Source organism: Streptomyces sp. YS415 (assembly GCF_023544665.1).
In the GTDB taxonomy this organism is placed as follows: Bacteria; Actinomycetota; Actinomycetes; order Streptomycetales; family Streptomycetaceae; genus Streptomyces.
Genome location: NZ_JAMJFL010000020.1, coordinates 79,318 through 94,212 on the forward strand (window position 1 = coordinate 79,318; position 14,895 = coordinate 94,212).

20 protein-coding genes are annotated in these 14,895 nt (G+C 71.1%); 13 read left to right on the forward strand and 7 right to left on the reverse strand.

All coding sequences use genetic code 11. The annotated features are described in order from the left end of the window. Nucleotides 1–121 precede the first annotated feature (121 nt). Entirely contained in the window at nt 122–1,243 is a 1,122-nt protein-coding gene (locus tag M8H82_RS24235; RefSeq protein ID WP_250077068.1) for a DUF2786 domain-containing protein, read from the forward strand. Between the two features lie 2 nt (nt 1,244–1,245). Here M8H82_RS24235 and M8H82_RS24240 read toward each other — a convergent pair whose 3' ends face one another. The 4 genes from M8H82_RS24240 to rpmB form a co-directional block, all read right to left on the reverse strand. Next, the gene (locus M8H82_RS24240) at nt 1,246–1,767 is read right to left on the reverse strand and encodes a DUF4232 domain-containing protein (protein ID WP_250077070.1); all 522 of its coding nucleotides are present in this window, start codon (nt 1,765–1,767) and stop codon (nt 1,246–1,248) included. 102 nt (nt 1,768–1,869) lie between these two features. Next, nucleotides 1,870–2,331 (reverse strand): hypothetical protein, encoded by a 462-nt coding sequence (locus tag M8H82_RS24245; RefSeq protein WP_250077165.1) that lies wholly within the window; start codon nt 2,329–2,331, stop codon nt 1,870–1,872. Nucleotides 2,332–2,451: 120 nt separating this feature from the next. Continuing rightward, entirely contained in the window at nt 2,452–2,757 is a 306-nt protein-coding gene (gene rpsN / locus M8H82_RS24250; RefSeq protein WP_250077072.1) for a 30S ribosomal protein S14, read from the reverse strand. A gap of 34 nt (nt 2,758–2,791) precedes the next feature. Further along, nucleotides 2,792–3,028: a 50S ribosomal protein L28 gene (gene rpmB, locus M8H82_RS24255; protein ID WP_250077073.1), complete on the reverse strand. Its 237-nt coding sequence runs from the start codon at nt 3,026–3,028 to the stop codon at nt 2,792–2,794. Between the two features lie 62 nt (nt 3,029–3,090). Here rpmB and rpmG point away from each other — a divergent pair, with 62 nt between their 5' ends. The 5 genes from rpmG to M8H82_RS24280 all read left to right on the forward strand — a co-directional run bounded on the left by rpmG (nt 3,091) and on the right by M8H82_RS24280 (nt 5,761). After that, nucleotides 3,091–3,255 carry a 50S ribosomal protein L33 gene (gene rpmG / locus M8H82_RS24260; protein WP_044382365.1) on the forward strand — a complete coding sequence of 55 codons (165 nt, stop codon included), beginning with the start codon at nt 3,091–3,093 and terminating at the stop codon, nt 3,253–3,255. Between the two features lie 4 nt (nt 3,256–3,259). Then, nucleotides 3,260–3,508: a type B 50S ribosomal protein L31 gene (locus M8H82_RS24265; RefSeq protein ID WP_250077074.1), complete on the forward strand. Its 249-nt coding sequence runs from the start codon at nt 3,260–3,262 to the stop codon at nt 3,506–3,508. Continuing rightward, entirely contained in the window at nt 3,508–4,632 is a 1,125-nt protein-coding gene (locus M8H82_RS24270; protein WP_250077075.1) for a GTP-binding protein, read from the forward strand. Before M8H82_RS24265 ends, M8H82_RS24270 begins: the two co-directional genes overlap by 1 nt. A gap of 6 nt (nt 4,633–4,638) precedes the next feature. Beyond that, entirely contained in the window at nt 4,639–4,872 is a 234-nt protein-coding gene (gene rpsR / locus M8H82_RS24275) for a 30S ribosomal protein S18 (RefSeq protein WP_250077076.1), read from the forward strand. A gap of 619 nt (nt 4,873–5,491) precedes the next feature. After that, nucleotides 5,492–5,761, forward strand: a complete 270-nt coding sequence (locus M8H82_RS24280; protein ID WP_250077077.1) for a DUF397 domain-containing protein — start codon at nt 5,492–5,494, stop codon at nt 5,759–5,761. Between the two features lie 133 nt (nt 5,762–5,894). On the opposite strand, the gene M8H82_RS24285 is transcribed toward M8H82_RS24280, so the two are convergent. Beyond that, nucleotides 5,895–6,389 (reverse strand): ATP-binding protein, encoded by a 495-nt coding sequence (locus M8H82_RS24285; RefSeq protein ID WP_250077078.1) that lies wholly within the window; start codon nt 6,387–6,389, stop codon nt 5,895–5,897. 353 nt (nt 6,390–6,742) lie between these two features. Here M8H82_RS24285 and M8H82_RS24290 point away from each other — a divergent pair, with 353 nt between their 5' ends. The 6 genes from M8H82_RS24290 (at nt 6,743) to M8H82_RS24315 (ending at nt 12,207) form a co-directional block, all read left to right on the forward strand. Further along, a complete protein-coding gene (locus tag M8H82_RS24290) occupies nt 6,743–7,567 on the forward strand; it encodes a helix-turn-helix transcriptional regulator (protein ID WP_250077166.1) in 825 nt (274 codons plus the stop codon). 82 nt (nt 7,568–7,649) lie between these two features. Further along, nucleotides 7,650–9,110 carry an aldehyde dehydrogenase family protein gene (locus M8H82_RS24295; protein WP_250077079.1) on the forward strand — a complete coding sequence of 487 codons (1,461 nt, stop codon included), beginning with the start codon at nt 7,650–7,652 and terminating at the stop codon, nt 9,108–9,110. A 120-nt stretch (nt 9,111–9,230) separates the two neighbouring features. Continuing rightward, nucleotides 9,231–9,767, forward strand: coding sequence for a DinB family protein (locus M8H82_RS24300; protein ID WP_250077081.1), 537 nt, complete (start codon nt 9,231–9,233; stop codon nt 9,765–9,767). An 18-nt stretch (nt 9,768–9,785) separates the two neighbouring features. Then, nucleotides 9,786–10,427, forward strand: a complete 642-nt coding sequence (locus M8H82_RS24305) for a PadR family transcriptional regulator (RefSeq protein WP_250077082.1) — start codon at nt 9,786–9,788, stop codon at nt 10,425–10,427. A gap of 74 nt (nt 10,428–10,501) precedes the next feature. Continuing rightward, nucleotides 10,502–11,455: an ATP-binding cassette domain-containing protein gene (locus M8H82_RS24310; protein WP_250077084.1), complete on the forward strand. Its 954-nt coding sequence runs from the start codon at nt 10,502–10,504 to the stop codon at nt 11,453–11,455. Continuing rightward, nucleotides 11,452–12,207, forward strand: a complete 756-nt coding sequence (locus tag M8H82_RS24315; RefSeq protein ID WP_250077086.1) for an ABC transporter permease — start codon at nt 11,452–11,454, stop codon at nt 12,205–12,207. Before M8H82_RS24310 ends, M8H82_RS24315 begins: the two co-directional genes overlap by 4 nt. A 39-nt stretch (nt 12,208–12,246) precedes the next feature. Here M8H82_RS24315 and M8H82_RS24320 read toward each other — a convergent pair whose 3' ends face one another. Further along, on the reverse strand, nt 12,247–13,530 hold the full coding sequence (locus tag M8H82_RS24320; protein WP_250077087.1) for an ion channel protein: 1,284 nt from the start codon (nt 13,528–13,530) through the stop codon (nt 12,247–12,249). 111 nt (nt 13,531–13,641) lie between these two features. Between M8H82_RS24320 and M8H82_RS24325 the strand changes: the two genes are divergently transcribed. Beyond that, nucleotides 13,642–14,403, forward strand: coding sequence for a MerR family transcriptional regulator (locus M8H82_RS24325; RefSeq protein WP_250077089.1), 762 nt, complete (start codon nt 13,642–13,644; stop codon nt 14,401–14,403). A gap of 20 nt (nt 14,404–14,423) precedes the next feature. Here the strand turns inward: M8H82_RS24325 and M8H82_RS24330 are convergent, their stop codons facing one another. Beyond that, complete coding sequence (locus M8H82_RS24330; protein ID WP_250077096.1) at nt 14,424–14,789, reverse strand: YbjQ family protein; 366 nt, start codon at nt 14,787–14,789, stop codon at nt 14,424–14,426. Between the last annotated feature and the right edge of the window lie 106 nt (nt 14,790–14,895).

A 14,895-nucleotide genomic window follows, 5' to 3' on the forward strand; every position in this document is an offset into this window, starting at 1 on the left:
TGGCAGGAGGGTCTGACAACGGCCCGGGACCGCTTCGGGCAGGTCACCGTGTGCATCACCCTGCGCGGGCCCTCGCCGATCGCCACGACGCCCGGGCTTCGGGGGGTGAGACGATCGGCGGGTGAGCAGTACGAACAGTGCGAACGGCAGGCGCGGCACCGTGGACCGCGCCTTCGAGGCCGCCCTCCACACCGACTCCGACAGCGCCCTGGACACCGGCGCCTCCCTGCTCGCCTCCGACACCGGCGCGGACGCGGAACTGGAGCGCCGGGGCCGGGAGTTCGTCGCGGCGGCCTGGCGGCGCGGCTGGCAGCCCGCCGACGTCGTACGCATCGTGCGGCGCGACCTGGACGACGTACATCTGCGTCTGCTCGTGGCCCTGATCCGCGCGCAGGCGCCGGACGACGTGCCGCGCGGCCCGCGGTGGCGGGCGCAGCTCGCCGAGCTGGACGCGCCGCCCCCGCGCGTGGGCGACCGCTTCTCGCACGCCACCGCCGTCCTGGAGCTGTACCGCCTGCTGCTGCGGCTGCCGTCCCTGGAACCCCTCGACGACCCGCGGCACTCCCGGGGCCCCGAGTCCCGCATGCTGACCCGGATCCGCGCGCTGCTCGCCAAGGCGGAGGCGACGGGGTTCCCGGAGGAGGCGGAGGCGCTGACCGCCAAGGCGCAGGAGCTGATGGCCCGGCACAGCGTCGACGAGGCGCTGCTGGCCGCCCGGGCGCCCGCGCCGGATGCGCCCGGCGCCTGCCGGATCGGGGTCGAGCCGCCGTACGAGCAGGCCAAGGCGGTGCTGCTGGACGCGGTGGCCGACGCCAACCACTGCCGTGCGGTGTGGAACGAGGCCGTCGGCTTCTCCACCGTCGTCGGGTTCGAGGCCGACCTGGAGGTGGTCGAGCTGCTCTACACCTCGCTCCTCGTACAGGCGCAGACCGCGATGACGAAGGCGGAGGCGGCCCAGCGCGCCGGCGGGCGCAAGCGGACCAAGACCTTCCGCCAGTCCTTCCTCGCCGCCTACGCCCACCGCATCGGCACCCGCCTCGCGCGTGCCGCCGAGACCCAGGTGAGCGACGACCTGCTGCCGGTCCTGGCCTCCCGGGAGGTCGCGGTCACCGCCCGGCTCGACCAGATGTTCCCCCGGACCACCACGAGCCGGCTGCGCGGCGTCACCGACGCGGCGGGCTGGACCGAGGGCGCCGAAGCCGCCGACCAGGCCCAGGTGCGGGCCAGGCGCCGGCTGGACTGAGCTCAGTCGCCCTGCTGGAAGCCGCTCACCGTGGCGTCCGGCTGCTCGCCCTTGAGCGCCACATCGCCGTACGACCAGGGGAAACCGTGCGTCGCGGCGGCGCCGGGCAGTGCGAAGTCGGCCGTCTCGACGGCGAGACCGCTCCCCGCCTGCGCGCGCACATAGGTGACGGTGACGGACACCGAGCCGCCCTTCGCGAGCGTCCGCTTCTCCTTCGTCGCGGCCGCGTCGGGGGCCACCTCGGCCGAGGTGCCGCCCGCCCTCAGGGTCACGGAGGGCAGTCCGTCCAGGGTGCAGTCGGTGCCGTCGTTGGTGAGGGTGACGGGCACGTTGCCGGTGTCCCCGGCGGCCGGGGCGGTGTTGGCCGGACCGACCCGCACCTCCAGGGCGCCGATCTCGCAGGCGGCCGTGGACGTCTCGCCCTGCTTCGCGTCCCCGCCGCCGTCACCGCCCTCGCTGTCGCCGCAGGAGGTAAGCAGAAGGGCCGCGGCGAGGGCGGCGAGGGGGAGGGCGGTGGCGCGCATGTGGTGTCCTCTGAGGCGTACGTGACGGATCGCGTGCACCGATCATCACGCATACGGCTGTGCGCCCGTTGCCGAACCTCCGGGGACCGCGGGGCTCCGGGGCTACTGAGCCGCCGGCAGCCCCGTGGGCAGGGTGGCGCCGTCGGCCTTGCGGTAGGTCTCGGTGCCCAGGGCGCTGTCCCAGGTCACCTTGAGCGTGTCCGCGCCGACGGATTCGACCGTCCCCTCGGAGCGGTCCGTGCTGCCGTCGGTGCAGGTCAGCTCGATCGTCTCGCCCGCGGTGCCGCTGCACACGGTCCCGCCGGTCGCGAACAGCCCCGCCTTGCGGCCGGTGACGACCAGCGCCACCGCCTTGCCCTTGGTCGTGGCGAGCCAGCTGCCCTCCAGGTCACCAGCGGGGGAGGCCGTAGCCGTACTCCCGCCACCCCCACCGGTGTCGGCTTCCTCCGTGGCGGACGGCGTGGCACTCGCGCTCGGCGAGGCGTCGTCCGAGGAGTCGTCGTCGCTGCACCCGCCCAGCACCAGCACGCCGGTCAGCCCCGCTGCCGCGGCCACGATCCGCATCCGTCTGCGCGCCACGCGCGCGTACCTCGCCGAAGTCACTGCAAGCCCCCATGAGCCGGTTAGGACGCCACGACCGCAGCAAGCTACCAGGACGTAACCAGGACCAGAACGAGACGACCGTCACCAGGACGACTTGCGCACCCCCGGCAGACAGCCCGCGTGCGCCTGCTCCCGCAGCGACACCCGGGACAGCCCGAAGGCCCGGTAGTACCCGCGCGGGCGCCCGTCGACCTGATCCCGGTTGCGTACGCGCGTGCGGCTCGCGTCGCGCGGCTGGCGCCGCAACTCGCGCTGCGCCGCGAGCCGTTCGGCCTCCGTCGACGACGGCCGCCGGAGGATCTCCTTGAGCTCGGCCCGCCGCCGGGCGTACCGCGCGACGATCTCCTGCCGCTTCTCGTTCTTCGCGATCTTGCTCTGCTTCGCCATCAGACCCGCACCTCCCGCGTGCTCTGCTTCGCCATCAGACCCGCGCCCCCCGCGCGCGGATGCGCGCCACCGCCGCCTCGACGCCGATCGAGTCGACGGTCTTGATCCCCTTCGCGCTCAGCCGCAGCCGCACATACCGGCCCTCGCTCGGCAGCCAGTACCGCTTGGACTGGATGTTGGGGTCGAAGCGGCGGGGGGTGCGCCGGTGGGAGTGGGAGATGTGGTTGCCGAAGCCGGGCCGGGCGCCGGTCAGCATGCAGTGGGCGGACACAGGTGACGCACCTCTCTCGAACGGGTTGTGTAAATGGAATTCATTTTCAGTAAGGTACCAGCATGGCTCGCAACGAACTCCGCCCGGTCATCAAGCTCCGGTCCACCGCCGGCACCGGCTTCACCTATGTGACCCGCAAGAACCGCCGCAACGACCCTGACCGTCTGACCCTGCGCAAGTACGACCCGGTCGCCGGCCGCCACGTCGACTTCCGAGAGGAGCGCTGACGTCATGCGCGAGGGAATCCACCCGCCCTACGGCCCCGTCGTCTTCCGCGACCGCGCCGCGAACCACGCCTTCCTCACCCGCTCGACGATGACGAGCGAGAAGACGATCGAGTGGGAGGACGGCCACACCTACCCCGTCGTGGACGTCGAGATCTCCGACGTCAGCCACCCCTTCTACACCGGCACCGCGCGCGTGCTGGACACCGCGGGACGGGTGGAGCGCTTCGAGCGCCGGTACGGAAAGCAGGACTGATGCTCCCCGTCGTGCTCGTCGGCGGACTGCACGCCGACGCCCGCAGGGCCGCCGTGGACCGGCTGCTCGCCGAGGTCCCCGGCAGCGTCGTGCTCCACCACGACCTGGCCACGGCCCCGGCGGGCACGGTCATGCGGACGGTCCGCGACGCCACCGGCGTCCTGGACGCCGGGGAGGCTCCCCTCGTCAACGACTGCGCCTGCTGCGCCCTGCGCGAGGACCTGGTGCCGGAGCTGAGGCGACTCGAAGCCGCGGGCGGCACCTCGCTCGCGGTCGTCGAGCTGTGGGACTCCGTCGAGCCCAAGGCGATGGCGGAGGTCGTCACCTCCGGCGGCCTCACCGTCACCGGTGTGGTGACCGCCGTCGACCCGGCGCTGCTGCTGCCGTACCTCGGCAACGGCGACGACCTGGCCGAGCGGGGCCTGGCGGCCGCCGCCACCGACCAGCGCACCGTCGCCGACACCTTCGCGCGCCAGCTGGAGTACGCCCCCGTGCTGGCCCTCCTCGACTCCCCGGAGGCCGACGACGAGGACCGCGAACTGCTCGCCCAACTGCACCCGACCGCCCGCCGGGTCCTGATCGGCCACGACGACCTGGCGGGCGCCGTGCGCGCCGGCTTCGACGTCGAGGCCGCCGCGGCCGCCCAGCACCCCGCCTGCGCGCTGCTGCCCGCCGAGGCCGACGCGCACGGCGTGGCGACGCTGGTGTGGCACCGGCGCCGGCCCTTCCACCCGGAGCGGCTGTACGCGGCGCTGGAGGACCTGACCTGTGCCGCCGCCCGCAGCAGGGGCAGGTTCTGGCTCGCCGACAAACCGGACACGCTGCTGCACTGGGACGCGGCCGGCGGTGCCCTGTGCGTGGAGAGCGCCGGCCCCTGGCTCGCCTCCCTGCCCGACGCGGCCTGGGAGATGGTCCCGCCGGTGCGCCGGGCCGCCGCGGCGCTGGACTGGCACCCCGAGCACGGCGACTGCTGCCAGCACCTCGTCTTCACCTCGCCCGGCCTGGACCGGGACGGCCTTGCCCGGCTGCTGGAGTCCTGCCTGCTGACCGACGCCGAGTACGCCGCCGGGCGCGATGCCTGGAAGCGGCTGCCGCCCGCCTTCGACACCTTCCTGGAGGTCTGACCCGCCATGCCCCGCAAGAGCGACCGCACGCCCGCCAAGAACCGCCCCAACCCGCTCGACCGGGCCGGGATCGAGTACGTCGACTACAAGGGCACCGACCTGCTGCGGAAGTTCGTCTCCGACCGCGGCAAGATCCGCAGCCGCCGCGTGACCGGGGTCTCCGCGCAACAGCAGCGGCAGATCGCCAGGGCCGTCAAGAACGCCCGCGAGATGGCGCTGCTGCCGTACGCGAGCCGCTGAGGCAACGGCCGACACCGCACCCGTCACCAGGCGGGCGCTGCGCTCACCGACGTAGCGGGCCGCCCCTGTTCGTACGAGTGTTTCTGGCACACGCGTCCGAGGGCCCTCGGCGGGCTGCCCGGTCGTATCCCCGACGAAGACCCGATCCGGACACCGCACCCGATGACGACCTCACCGTCATCGGGTGCGGGCGTTTGCGGGGAGCGGGTGCCCGGTGCACCGCCCTCCGGCACCAGGTGGTCGACCGGTCCCGGTGAGACGGACGGCGGGCGTCCACTGGGAGGGCGACGGTCCGGTCCGTACGGTCGCCGGACCGTTGGTCGGACGGTGGAACACGAACGGCTCCGTGCGCGTCTGTTCCTAGTACACGAAGGATCCGATCCGGACGTTCCGGCTCGGACGGGGGACGGCGGTCGCATGGTCTGCGAGTTCCGGGGGAGACGCCGGAACGGCTTCACCGAAGCGCACGTCACAGCTGTAACCGCAGGAACACCCCGCGTGCACGTGCATCTGCCCGTGCATCCTCCCATGCACCCGCACTTGAACAAGGTTATGATCCGGGTCAGTTGACCACTGCATCAATGGCCTCACCAGCCAGTGCACCACCGGGGAGCGACCTGTGGACCACGACGTGTACGACGTTGAAGACGCGTCCGGCGTGTACAACGGCATGGCCGCCGCCCAGCTCGGCGGTGTGGCATGGCAGAAGAGCCGGCACAGCAACTCGCAGGGCTCCTGCGTGGAGTTCGCCCGATTGCCCGGCGGCGATGTCGCCGTGCGCAACTCGCGGTTCCCGGACGGTCCGGCGCTCGTCTACACACGCGCCGAGATCGAGGCGATGCTCCTGGGCATCAAGGACGGCGAGTTCGATCACTTGATAGCGGGCTGAGACCCGGCCGGGCAACTCGCCGGACTTTTCCGGCAACCGGGACGGCAACCGGGACGGAAATCGGCGCGGTGATCGGGCCGTCATGCGGGTGTGACGCGCGTAGAGCCGCGGCGCCGCACGGCGCCGCGGCCCCTCAGCCGGCGGGGCTCGGCTGCGGCTTGTGCGGCAGCCGGAACAGCGCCCAGACCACCTTGCCGTTGAGCGTGCCGGCCAGCGGGTGCCAGCCCCAGCTGTCGGCGAAGGAGTCCACCAGGAACAGTCCGCGCCCCGACTCCGCCGAGAAGTCGTCCGAGTCGCGGGCGACGGGGCTGTCGTGACTGGGGTCGCGCACCGCGCACACCAGCCGCTCGGTCCACCGCATCAGATGCAGCCGTACCGGAGGCGCCTGGTCGCACGCGCGTGGGTGGTGCGCGGGCAGCGCGTGCCGGAGTGCGTTGGTGACGAGTTCGGACACCACCAGACAGACGTCGTCGAAGCGCTCGCCGGTGTCCCAGTGGTCGAGGGTCCTGCGGGTGAACTGCCGGGCCTCGCGCACGGCTTCGTAGCGGGCGGGCAGTGCGCAGGAGGCGGCGTTGGACACGGCCGCGGGATCGAGCGGCGGAAGGCCCTGCCGTAACGGCTCGAGCATGGTCGATCCATTCGTCCCCATGCGAGGCACTCCCGGGAATTCGCGGTCGTTGCGATGCAGCGGTTGCGCGGGACCATGGTTTCGGATGCGTACAGCAGATGCAAGGGCAGATGCACGTGCACGTGACCGAATTGGACCCTCCCGTACCGCTTGTTGGCCATTTTTTCCGCCATCTTCGTACTCCCTGCTTGCCTTCTGCTTCCTCCTTCCTGAGAGAAATCTTTGGCTTCTTTCCTTCTCTGTAATCGGGCGAGTACAGCTCGGAGTGTTTTAGTGGCAGACTTCGGGCCCTGAAGAGGTTGGGGAGGCTGGCGAACGTGAGCGCGGGAGAGCCCGGATCGGTGGTGCGGCGGATGCTGCTCGGCTCGCAACTCAGGCGGCTGCGTGAGGCACGCGGGATCACGCGCGAGGCCGCGGGGTACTCGATCCGTGCGTCCGAGTCGAAGATCAGCCGGATGGAGTTGGGCCGGGTGAGCTTCAAGACCAGGGACGTCGAAGACCTGTTGACGCTGTACGGCATCACCGACGACGTCGAGCGCTCCTCACTGCTCTCCCTCGCCAAGGAGGCCAACGTGGCGGGCTGGTGGCACAGTTACTCCGACGTGCTGCCCAGCTGGTTCCCCACCTACGTCGGCCTGGAGGGCGCCGCCGCGCTGATCCGGGTGTACGAGGTGCAGTTCGTGCACGGCCTGCTCCAGACCGAGGCCTACGCCCGCGCGGTCGTCCGGCGCGGGATGAAGGGCGCGAGCGAGGCCGACGTCGAGCGGCGGGTGGCGCTGCGTCTCGAGCGGCAGAAGCACCTCGTCGACGAGCGGGCCCCCGAGCTGCACATCGTCCTCGACGAGGCCGCCCTGCGCCGCCCCTACGGCGACCGCGAGGTGATGCGCGGCCAGCTCCAGCATCTGATCGAGGTCTCCGAGCGCCCCAACGTCCGGCTGCAGATCATGCCGTTCAGCTTCGGCGGGCACTCCGGCGAGTCCGGCGCCTTCACCATCCTCAGCTTCCCGGAGTCCGACCTGTCGGACGTCGTCTACCTGGAGCAGCTCACCAGTGCGCTGTATCTGGACAAGCAGGAGGACGTCGCCCAGTACGAGAAGGCGCTCAAGGAGCTCCAGCAGGACAGCCCGGGGCCGGCCGAGAGCCGCGATCTTCTCCGAGGACTCCTTCAACTGTCTTGAAACACAAGTACGATGACGTGTGATCAGATCGTGGAGATGATCAGAAGTTGATCAGGTGTCCGCTAGGGATTCGAGGGATCACATGTCGTCCTGCTTCACCGACCTGGCCCAGCAGTACATCGACGGTGAATGGCGCCCGGGCACCGGCTCCTGGGACATCATCGACTTCAACCCGTATGACGGGGAGAAGCTCGCCTCGATCACCATCGCCACGGTCGACGAGGTGGACCAGGCCTACCGAGCCGCGGCCCGCGCCCAGAAGGAATGGGCCGCGACCAACGCGTACGCGCGTCGCGCCGTCTTCGAGAAGGCCCTGCGGCTGATCGAGGACCGAGAGGCCGAGATCAGCGAGATGATCATCGCCGAGCTGGGCGGCACCCGGCTGAAGGCGGCCTTCGAGCTCCACCTCGCCAAGGAGTTCCTGCGCGAGGCGGTCCACCTGGCCCTGCGCCCCGAGGGCCGGATCATCCCCTCGCCGGTGGACGGCAAGGAGAACCGCGTCTACCGCGTCCCGGTCGGCGTCGTCGGTGTGATCAGCCCCTTCAACTTCCCCTTCCTGCTGTCGCTGAAGTCCGTCGCCCCGGCCCTCGCGCTCGGCAACGCCGTCGTGCTCAAGCCGCACCAGAACACCCCGATCGTCGGCGGCACCCTGGTCGCGCAGCTCTTCGAGGACGCGGGCCTGCCCGCCGGACTGCTCAACGTCGTCGTCACCGACATAGCGGAGATCGGCGACGCCTTCATCGAGCACCCGATCCCGAAGGTCATCTCCTTCACCGGCTCCGACAAGGTCGGCCGCCACGTGGCCACCGTCTGCGCCTCGCACTTCAAGCGCTCGGTCCTCGAACTCGGCGGCAACAGCGCCCTGGTGGTCCTCGACGATGCCGACCTCGACTACGCCGTCGACGCCGCGGTCTTCAGCCGTTATGTCCACCAGGGCCAGGTCTGCATGGCCGCCAACCGGGTCCTTATCGACCGTACGGTCGCCGACGCGTTCACCGAGAAGTTCGTCGCCAAGGTGAAGACGCTCAAGGCCGGCGACCCGAGCGACCCCGAGACCGTCATCGGCCCGGTCATCAACTCCTCCCAGGCGGACGCCCTGACCGGCGTCGTCGAGCAGGCCGTCGCCGAGGGCGCCACCGCCCTGGTGCGGGGCACGACCACCGACAACCTGGTCGAGCCGTCCGTGCTGACCGGGCTGCCGGCCGACTCCGCCCTGCTCCAGCAGGAGATCTTCGGGCCGGTCGTCTTCCTCGTCCCGTTCGACGGCGAGGAGGAGGCCGTACGCCTCGTCAACGACACCCCGTACGGCCTCAGCGGCGCCGTCCACACCGGTGACATCGAGCGGGGCGTGTCCTTCGCCAAGCGGATCGACACCGGCATGTTCCACGTGAACGACGGCACCGTGCACGACGAGCCGATCGTGCCCTTCGGCGGCGAGAAGCACTCCGGTGTCGGCCGCCTCAACGGCGACACGATGCTGGACGCGTTCACCACGCTGAAGTGGATCTCCGTGCAGCACGGGCGCAGCGGGTTCCCGTTCTAGATCCGCTCCCCGGTTCCAGATCTTTTTCCCGGGCGGGTCATTGAGGACAGTAACTGACCTCAATGACCCGTAGCTTGATGGGTGTCAGGCAAGGAGCCCCATCGACGGAAGGCGGCCGCCATGGTCACCCACGTTCCCGCGGAAGCACACGGCGACGAGCGCGGAGCCCTGCTCAACTTCCTGGCCGAGCAGCGCGGCGGCATCCGCCGGTCGGTGCTCGCGCTGACCGACGAGCAGGCCTCCTCGCGGCCCAGCGCCAGCGAGCTGTCGCTGGCCGGCCTGGTCAAGCACGTGGCCGAGGTCGAGCAGTACTGGGTCTCGCTGGCCAAGGGCGAGCCGCCGGCCGTGGTGCGGGACCGGTCGAACTGGCACGAGTGCTTCGTGCTGGTCGAGGGGGAGACGGTCGCCTCGCAGCTGGACTACTGGGAGAAGGTCGCCGCCGAGACGGAGGCCCTGATCCGCTCGGCGCCGAGCCTCGACGACACCTTCGCGCTGCCCGACATGCCCTGGTTTCCCCCGGAGGGCCGGGTCTCCCTGCGCTGGCTGGCGCTGCACCTGATCCGCGAGACCGCCCGGCACGCCGGGCACGCCGACATCATCCGGGAGTCCCTGGACGGGAAGACGGCCTTCGAGCTGGTTGACCTCGCCGAAAGCTGAGGTCATAACCTGGGGCGCATGTCAGCGATCCGTCTCCTGGTGCTCGGCGCGGTGCGTCAGCACGGGCGGGCCCACGGTTACCAGGTGCGCAACGACCTGGAGTACTGGGGCGCGCACGAGTGGTCCAACGCCAAGCCCGGCTCGATCTACCACGCCCTGAAGCAGATGGCCAAGCAGGGACTGCTGCACGCGCACGAGATCGCGCCGTCCACCGCCGGGGGTCCGCCCCGCACCGAGTACGAGATCACGGACCAGGGCACCGAGGAGTACCTGCGCCTGGTCCGTGAGGCGCTGACCTCCTACGACCAGAAGATGGACGTGAAGTCGGCGGCCATCGGCTTCATGGTGGACCTCCCGCGCGCGGAGACGGTGGCCCTGCTCAAGGAGCGGATCCGGCGCAGCGAGGAGTGGCGGTCGGCCGTCACCGAGCACTACGTGCCCGAGGACGGCCCCGGCCAGCTGGGCCACATCGGCGAGATCATGAACCTCTGGGTGCACACGGCCGACGCCGAGGCCGCGTGGACCCAGGGGCTGATCGAGCGGATCGAGGGCGGCGCGTACACCTTCGCGGGGGAGGGCGAGCCGTTCGTCGGCGTCCTCGTGGAGGGCGAGGAGAACCCGTACGCGACAGGGGAGCCGCATCCGGAAGATGTGAGCTAATCAAGTTTGACGACTGGATGTCCGGGCATTTACCCTCGGGCACGTAGTCAACTTTGACTAGCGAAGGAGAGTCCGTGGCCGATCCGGCGATCACCGTCGAAGGCGTGCACAAGAAGTACGGCGGGAAGAAGGCACTGGACGGGCTGGACCTCCGGGTCGGGCGCGGCACCGTGCATGGGGTGCTGGGGCCGAACGGCGCGGGCAAGACCACCTTGGTCCGGGTCCTGTCGACCCTCCTGCGGCCCGACGCGGGACGGATCGAGGTGGCCGGCCACGACGTGCTGACCGAGGCCCGCACGGTCCGCTTCCGCATCGGCCTGCTCGGCCAGCACGCGGCCCTCGACGAGGAACTCGGCGGCAGGCAGAACCTGGAGCTGTTCGGCCGCCTCTACCACCTGGGCGCCCGCCACGCGCGCGTGCGGGCCGACGAGCTCCTGGAGCGCTTCGGCCTCGCCGACACCGGCCGCAAGGCGGTACGGCAGTACAGCGGCGGCATGCGGCGGCGGCTGGACCTCGCCGCATCCCTGATCACCGACCCGGAGGTGCTGTTCCTGGACGAACCCACGACCGGCCTCGACCCCCGTGGCCGCGCCGAGGTGTGGGCCGCGGTCCGCTCCCTGGTCGGCGGCGGCACGACGGTCCTGCTCACCACCCAGTACCTGGAGGAGGCCGACCAGCTCGCCGACCGGATCTCGGTCGTCGACGCCGGCCGGGTCATCGCCGACGGCACCGCCGACGAGCTGAAGTCCGCCCTCGGAGGCGACCGCATCGACGTCGTCCTGCGCGACGCGGGCGGGCTCGGCGCCGCCCTCGCCCTGCTGCCGCTCGACCCGGCGACCGTCCGGGTGGACGCCGACCGCCGGCTGCTGAGCGCCCCGGTCAACGACCGGATGGCGGCGCTCACCGGCGTCGTACGCGCCCTTCAGGAGGCCGGGATCGAGGCGGAGGACATCACGCTGCGCCGCCCGACCCTGGACGAGGTGTTCCTGCACCTCACCGGCGATCACCGAGTGAAGGAGGCCGTATGACCGCCTACGCGCTGACCGATTCCTGGACCATGACCCGCCGCGAGCTGGCCCACTGGGCCCGCCAACCGGTGCAGGTCGTGGTGAACCTGGTCTTCCCGGTGATGCTGCTGCTGATGTTCGGCTACCTCGTCGGCGGCGGCCGGGGCGTCCAGGGCTCCTACATCGACTACCTCGTCCCCGGCATGCTGGCGCTCACCATGGCCTTCGGCCTGGAGGGCACGATGATCGCGGTCACCCAGGACCTCAACAAGGGGGTGATCGACCGCTTCCGCTCCCTGCCGATGGCCAACGGAGCGGTGCTGGTGGGCCGTTCGGCGGCCGACATGCTCCAGTCGGCGCTGTCCCTGTTCGTCCTCATGGGCGTCGGATACGCCCTGGGCTGGCGGGTGGACGCCGGCGCAGGGGCCTTCCTGGGCGCGGTGGGGCTGCTGCTGCTCTTCCGCTTCGCCATGCTCTGGATCGGCATCCACCTGGCGCTGGTGGCCGGGAAGCCGGAGCTGGTCCAGGCGGTGCAGATCCTGGTCTGGCCGGTCGGCTTCCTGTCCAACGCCCTGGCCCATCCCGGGTCCATGCCCGACTGGCTGGGCACGGTCGTCGAGTGGAACCCGATGTCCGCGACGGCCACGGCGGTCCGCGACCTGTTCGGCGGCACCGGCACCGAGCACGTGGCCGCGGCGGTCGTCTGGCCGGTGCTGCTCCTGGCGGTGTTCTTCCCGCTGGCGGTGCGGCGGTTCGGGCGGCTCAGCAAGTGAGCCGCGATGCCATCGAGGCCTCCTGGCGGACCGGGGGAGTCAGCGGACGGAGGTGCCGTCCGCGTGAAGCTGCATCTGCGGGCGCCCGGTCACCAGCAGCCAGGCGGGCAGGGAGGCGATGCAGAGCAGGGCGATGACATCGGGGGAGGACACGAGGACCGCGGCGGTGAACAGGCTCACCCAGCCCTGCCGTGTGATGGCGAGCAGCAGACCGAGGACGGCCGCCGACACCCCCACCGCCGGATGGACGTCGGACACCAGGGCGTGGGCGCCCAGACCGAGAGCGACCCCGGCGAACACGGACGGGAAGATCCGCCCACCACGGAAGCCGCAGCAGGCGGCGACGACCAGCGCGGCCAGTTTCACCACGGCCATGCCCGCGAACTCGCCCGCCGACCAGCCGTCGGGATCGGCCGCCAGCTCCCGGGCCTCCTCCAGCCCCTTGAAGAGCGTCAGATGGCCGCCCAGGGCCCCCAGGAGACCCAGGACGAGCCCTCCCACAGGCAGCATCAGCATCGGGTGCCGCAGCCGGGCGAAGGCGGCATGGACGTACGGGAAGACGTACACGGCGGCCATCCCGAGGACCGCGCCCGCCGACGCGATCACCAGCGCCGCCGCCAGGTCGCCCCAGCCGGGACGGCCGAAGGCGGGAAGATCGAGGTCGAAGATCGGATCCGCCACCAGAGTGGTGGTGATGCCCCCGGCGGCGGCTGCGATGAGCGGCGCGAAGACGTTGTCCCACAGCGCTCCCTTCACCTGCCGCCCGGCCAGCGCCTCCGAGATCACCAGCGCCGCCGCCACCGGCGTACCGAACAGCGCGCCGATGGTCGCGGCCTCCGCCAGCATCGTCCACAGCCCGCCCGGCGCCCGGGGCAGGAGCCGGTGCCCGATCCAGAGGGTGAGGCCCACGTTGACGGCGATGATCGGGTTCTCCGGGCCGAGGCTCGGCCCGCCCGCGAGCATCAGGGCGGTCGCCAGCAGCAGTCCCGGCAGGACGACGGGCGGCAGCGCGGGCGCTTCCAGGCCGGTGGTGGCCGGATCGGGGCCGGCGTGCCCGGGCACCTTCCAGACCACCAGGCCGACGGCCACTCCGGTCGCGGTCAGCATGACCAGCATCCACAGCACCGAATAGCGGCCCACGCCCAGCGCGTCGGGCAGGTCCTGCCACAGCACGTCCTGGAAGGCCTCGGCCGCCTCGCTCACCCCGAGGAGCAGCAGGGCGGCAGCCACGCCCACCACCAGCGCCGGGAGAACCAACGGCAGCAGGGCACGGGCCGGGGTTGCCGCGACGGCGGGCGCCTGAGGCGCGGTTTCCTGGGGCACGGGGACACGTTAAACCGGCAAAGCGGTCAATACGGTCGTATTCAATGGGCTTGCACCTCACGTGGCGTGAGGATTCACCGTGGAGTGCGTACCGAGAAGGGAGCGGACGACGTGAGCTACTCCGTGGGACAGGTCGCGGGCTTCGCCGCAGTGACGGTGCGCACACTGCACCACTACGACGACATCGGCCTGCTCGTGCCCAGCGAGCGCAGCCATGCGGGGCACCGGCGCTACAGCGACGGCGACCTCGACCGCCTGCAGCAGATCCTGTTCTACCGGGAGCTCGGGTTTCCGCTCGACGAGGTCGCCGCCCTGCTCGACGATCCGGACACCGACCCGCGCGCGCATCTGCGCCGCCAGCACGACCTGCTGACCGCCCGGATCGAGCAGCTGCAGAAGATGGCGACGGCCGTGGAACAGGCCATGGAGGCACGCACGATGGGCATCAACCTCACCCCCGAAGAACGCTTCGAGGTCTTCGGCGACCACGACCCCGAGCAGTACGCCGAGGAGGCGGAGGCGCGCTGGGGCAGCACGGACGCCTACGCCGAGTCGCAGCGCCGCGCGGCGAACTACACCAAGGACGACTGGAAGCGGATGCAGGACGAGGGGGCCGAATGGGGCGAGCGCTACAAGGCCCTGATGACCTCCGGCGAGCCGCCGACCGGCGAGGCGGCCATGGAGCTGGCGGAGGAGCACCGCCGGTACCTCGGCAGGTGGTTCTACGAGTGCCCGTACGAGATGCACCAGTGCCTGGGGGACATGTACGTCGCCGACGAACGCTTCACGGCGTTCTACGACGCCATGCACCCGGGCATGGCGGCCCACCTGCGGGACGCCATCGTGGCCAACGCCGCCCGCCGCACCGCGTGATCCCCGGTCCGGGAGTGCCGCTACTCCCGGACCAGGACCACGGCCGTGCCGTACGCACACACCTCGGTGCCCACGTCCGAGGCGTCGGTCACATCGAAGCGGAAGGCCAGCACGCCGTTGGCGCCACGCGCGCGTGCCTGCTCCACCAGCCGTTCCATGGCCTGGTTGCGGGTCTGCACGAGCGTCTTGGTGAGCCCCTTGAGCTCACCGCCGACCATCGACTTCAGCCCCGCGCCGATCTGGCTGCCCAGGTGGCGGGAGCGCACCGTCAGCCCGAAGACCTCCCCGATGACCTCCTGGACCCGGTGACCGGGTACGTCGTTCGTGGTGACCACCAGGACATCGGACTGAGGGCCCTGTCCGCCGCCGTACTCTTCGATTCCCATGGTGGACAGCATTCCCCGGGCCGCCGCGAACGGCATCCCGTGCGCGCACATGGAACCAGCGCCTCCAGCGGTGCGTTGGAAGGGGTACCGCGTTGGTACTTTTGAG

Excerpts from the sequence above, each read along its gene's own strand:
- M8H82_RS24330 (WP_250077096.1), bottom strand. The coding sequence starts at position 14,789 with ATGGGAATCGAAGAGTACGGCGGCGGACAGGGCCCTCAGTCCGATGTC.
- M8H82_RS24265 (WP_250077074.1), top strand. The coding sequence starts at position 3,260 with ATGCGCGAGGGAATCCACCCGCCCTACGGCCCCGTCGTCTTCCGCGAC.
- M8H82_RS24300 (WP_250077081.1), top strand. The coding sequence starts at position 9,231 with ATGGTCACCCACGTTCCCGCGGAAGCACACGGCGACGAGCGCGGAGCC.
- M8H82_RS24245 (WP_250077165.1), bottom strand. The coding sequence starts at position 2,331 with ATGCGGATCGTGGCCGCGGCAGCGGGGCTGACCGGCGTGCTGGTGCTG.
- rpsR (WP_250077076.1), top strand. The coding sequence starts at position 4,639 with ATGCCCCGCAAGAGCGACCGCACGCCCGCCAAGAACCGCCCCAACCCG.
- M8H82_RS24270 (WP_250077075.1), top strand. The coding sequence starts at position 3,508 with ATGCTCCCCGTCGTGCTCGTCGGCGGACTGCACGCCGACGCCCGCAGG.
- M8H82_RS24285 (WP_250077078.1), bottom strand. The coding sequence starts at position 6,389 with ATGCTCGAGCCGTTACGGCAGGGCCTTCCGCCGCTCGATCCCGCGGCC.
- M8H82_RS24315 (WP_250077086.1), top strand. The coding sequence starts at position 11,452 with ATGACCGCCTACGCGCTGACCGATTCCTGGACCATGACCCGCCGCGAG.
- M8H82_RS24295 (WP_250077079.1), top strand. The coding sequence starts at position 7,650 with ATGTCGTCCTGCTTCACCGACCTGGCCCAGCAGTACATCGACGGTGAA.
- M8H82_RS24290 (WP_250077166.1), top strand. The coding sequence starts at position 6,743 with ATGCTGCTCGGCTCGCAACTCAGGCGGCTGCGTGAGGCACGCGGGATC.
- M8H82_RS24305 (WP_250077082.1), top strand. The coding sequence starts at position 9,786 with ATGTCAGCGATCCGTCTCCTGGTGCTCGGCGCGGTGCGTCAGCACGGG.
- rpmG (WP_044382365.1), top strand. The coding sequence starts at position 3,091 with ATGGCTCGCAACGAACTCCGCCCGGTCATCAAGCTCCGGTCCACCGCC.
- rpsN (WP_250077072.1), bottom strand. The coding sequence starts at position 2,757 with ATGGCGAAGCAGAGCAAGATCGCGAAGAACGAGAAGCGGCAGGAGATC.
- M8H82_RS24240 (WP_250077070.1), bottom strand. The coding sequence starts at position 1,767 with ATGCGCGCCACCGCCCTCCCCCTCGCCGCCCTCGCCGCGGCCCTTCTG.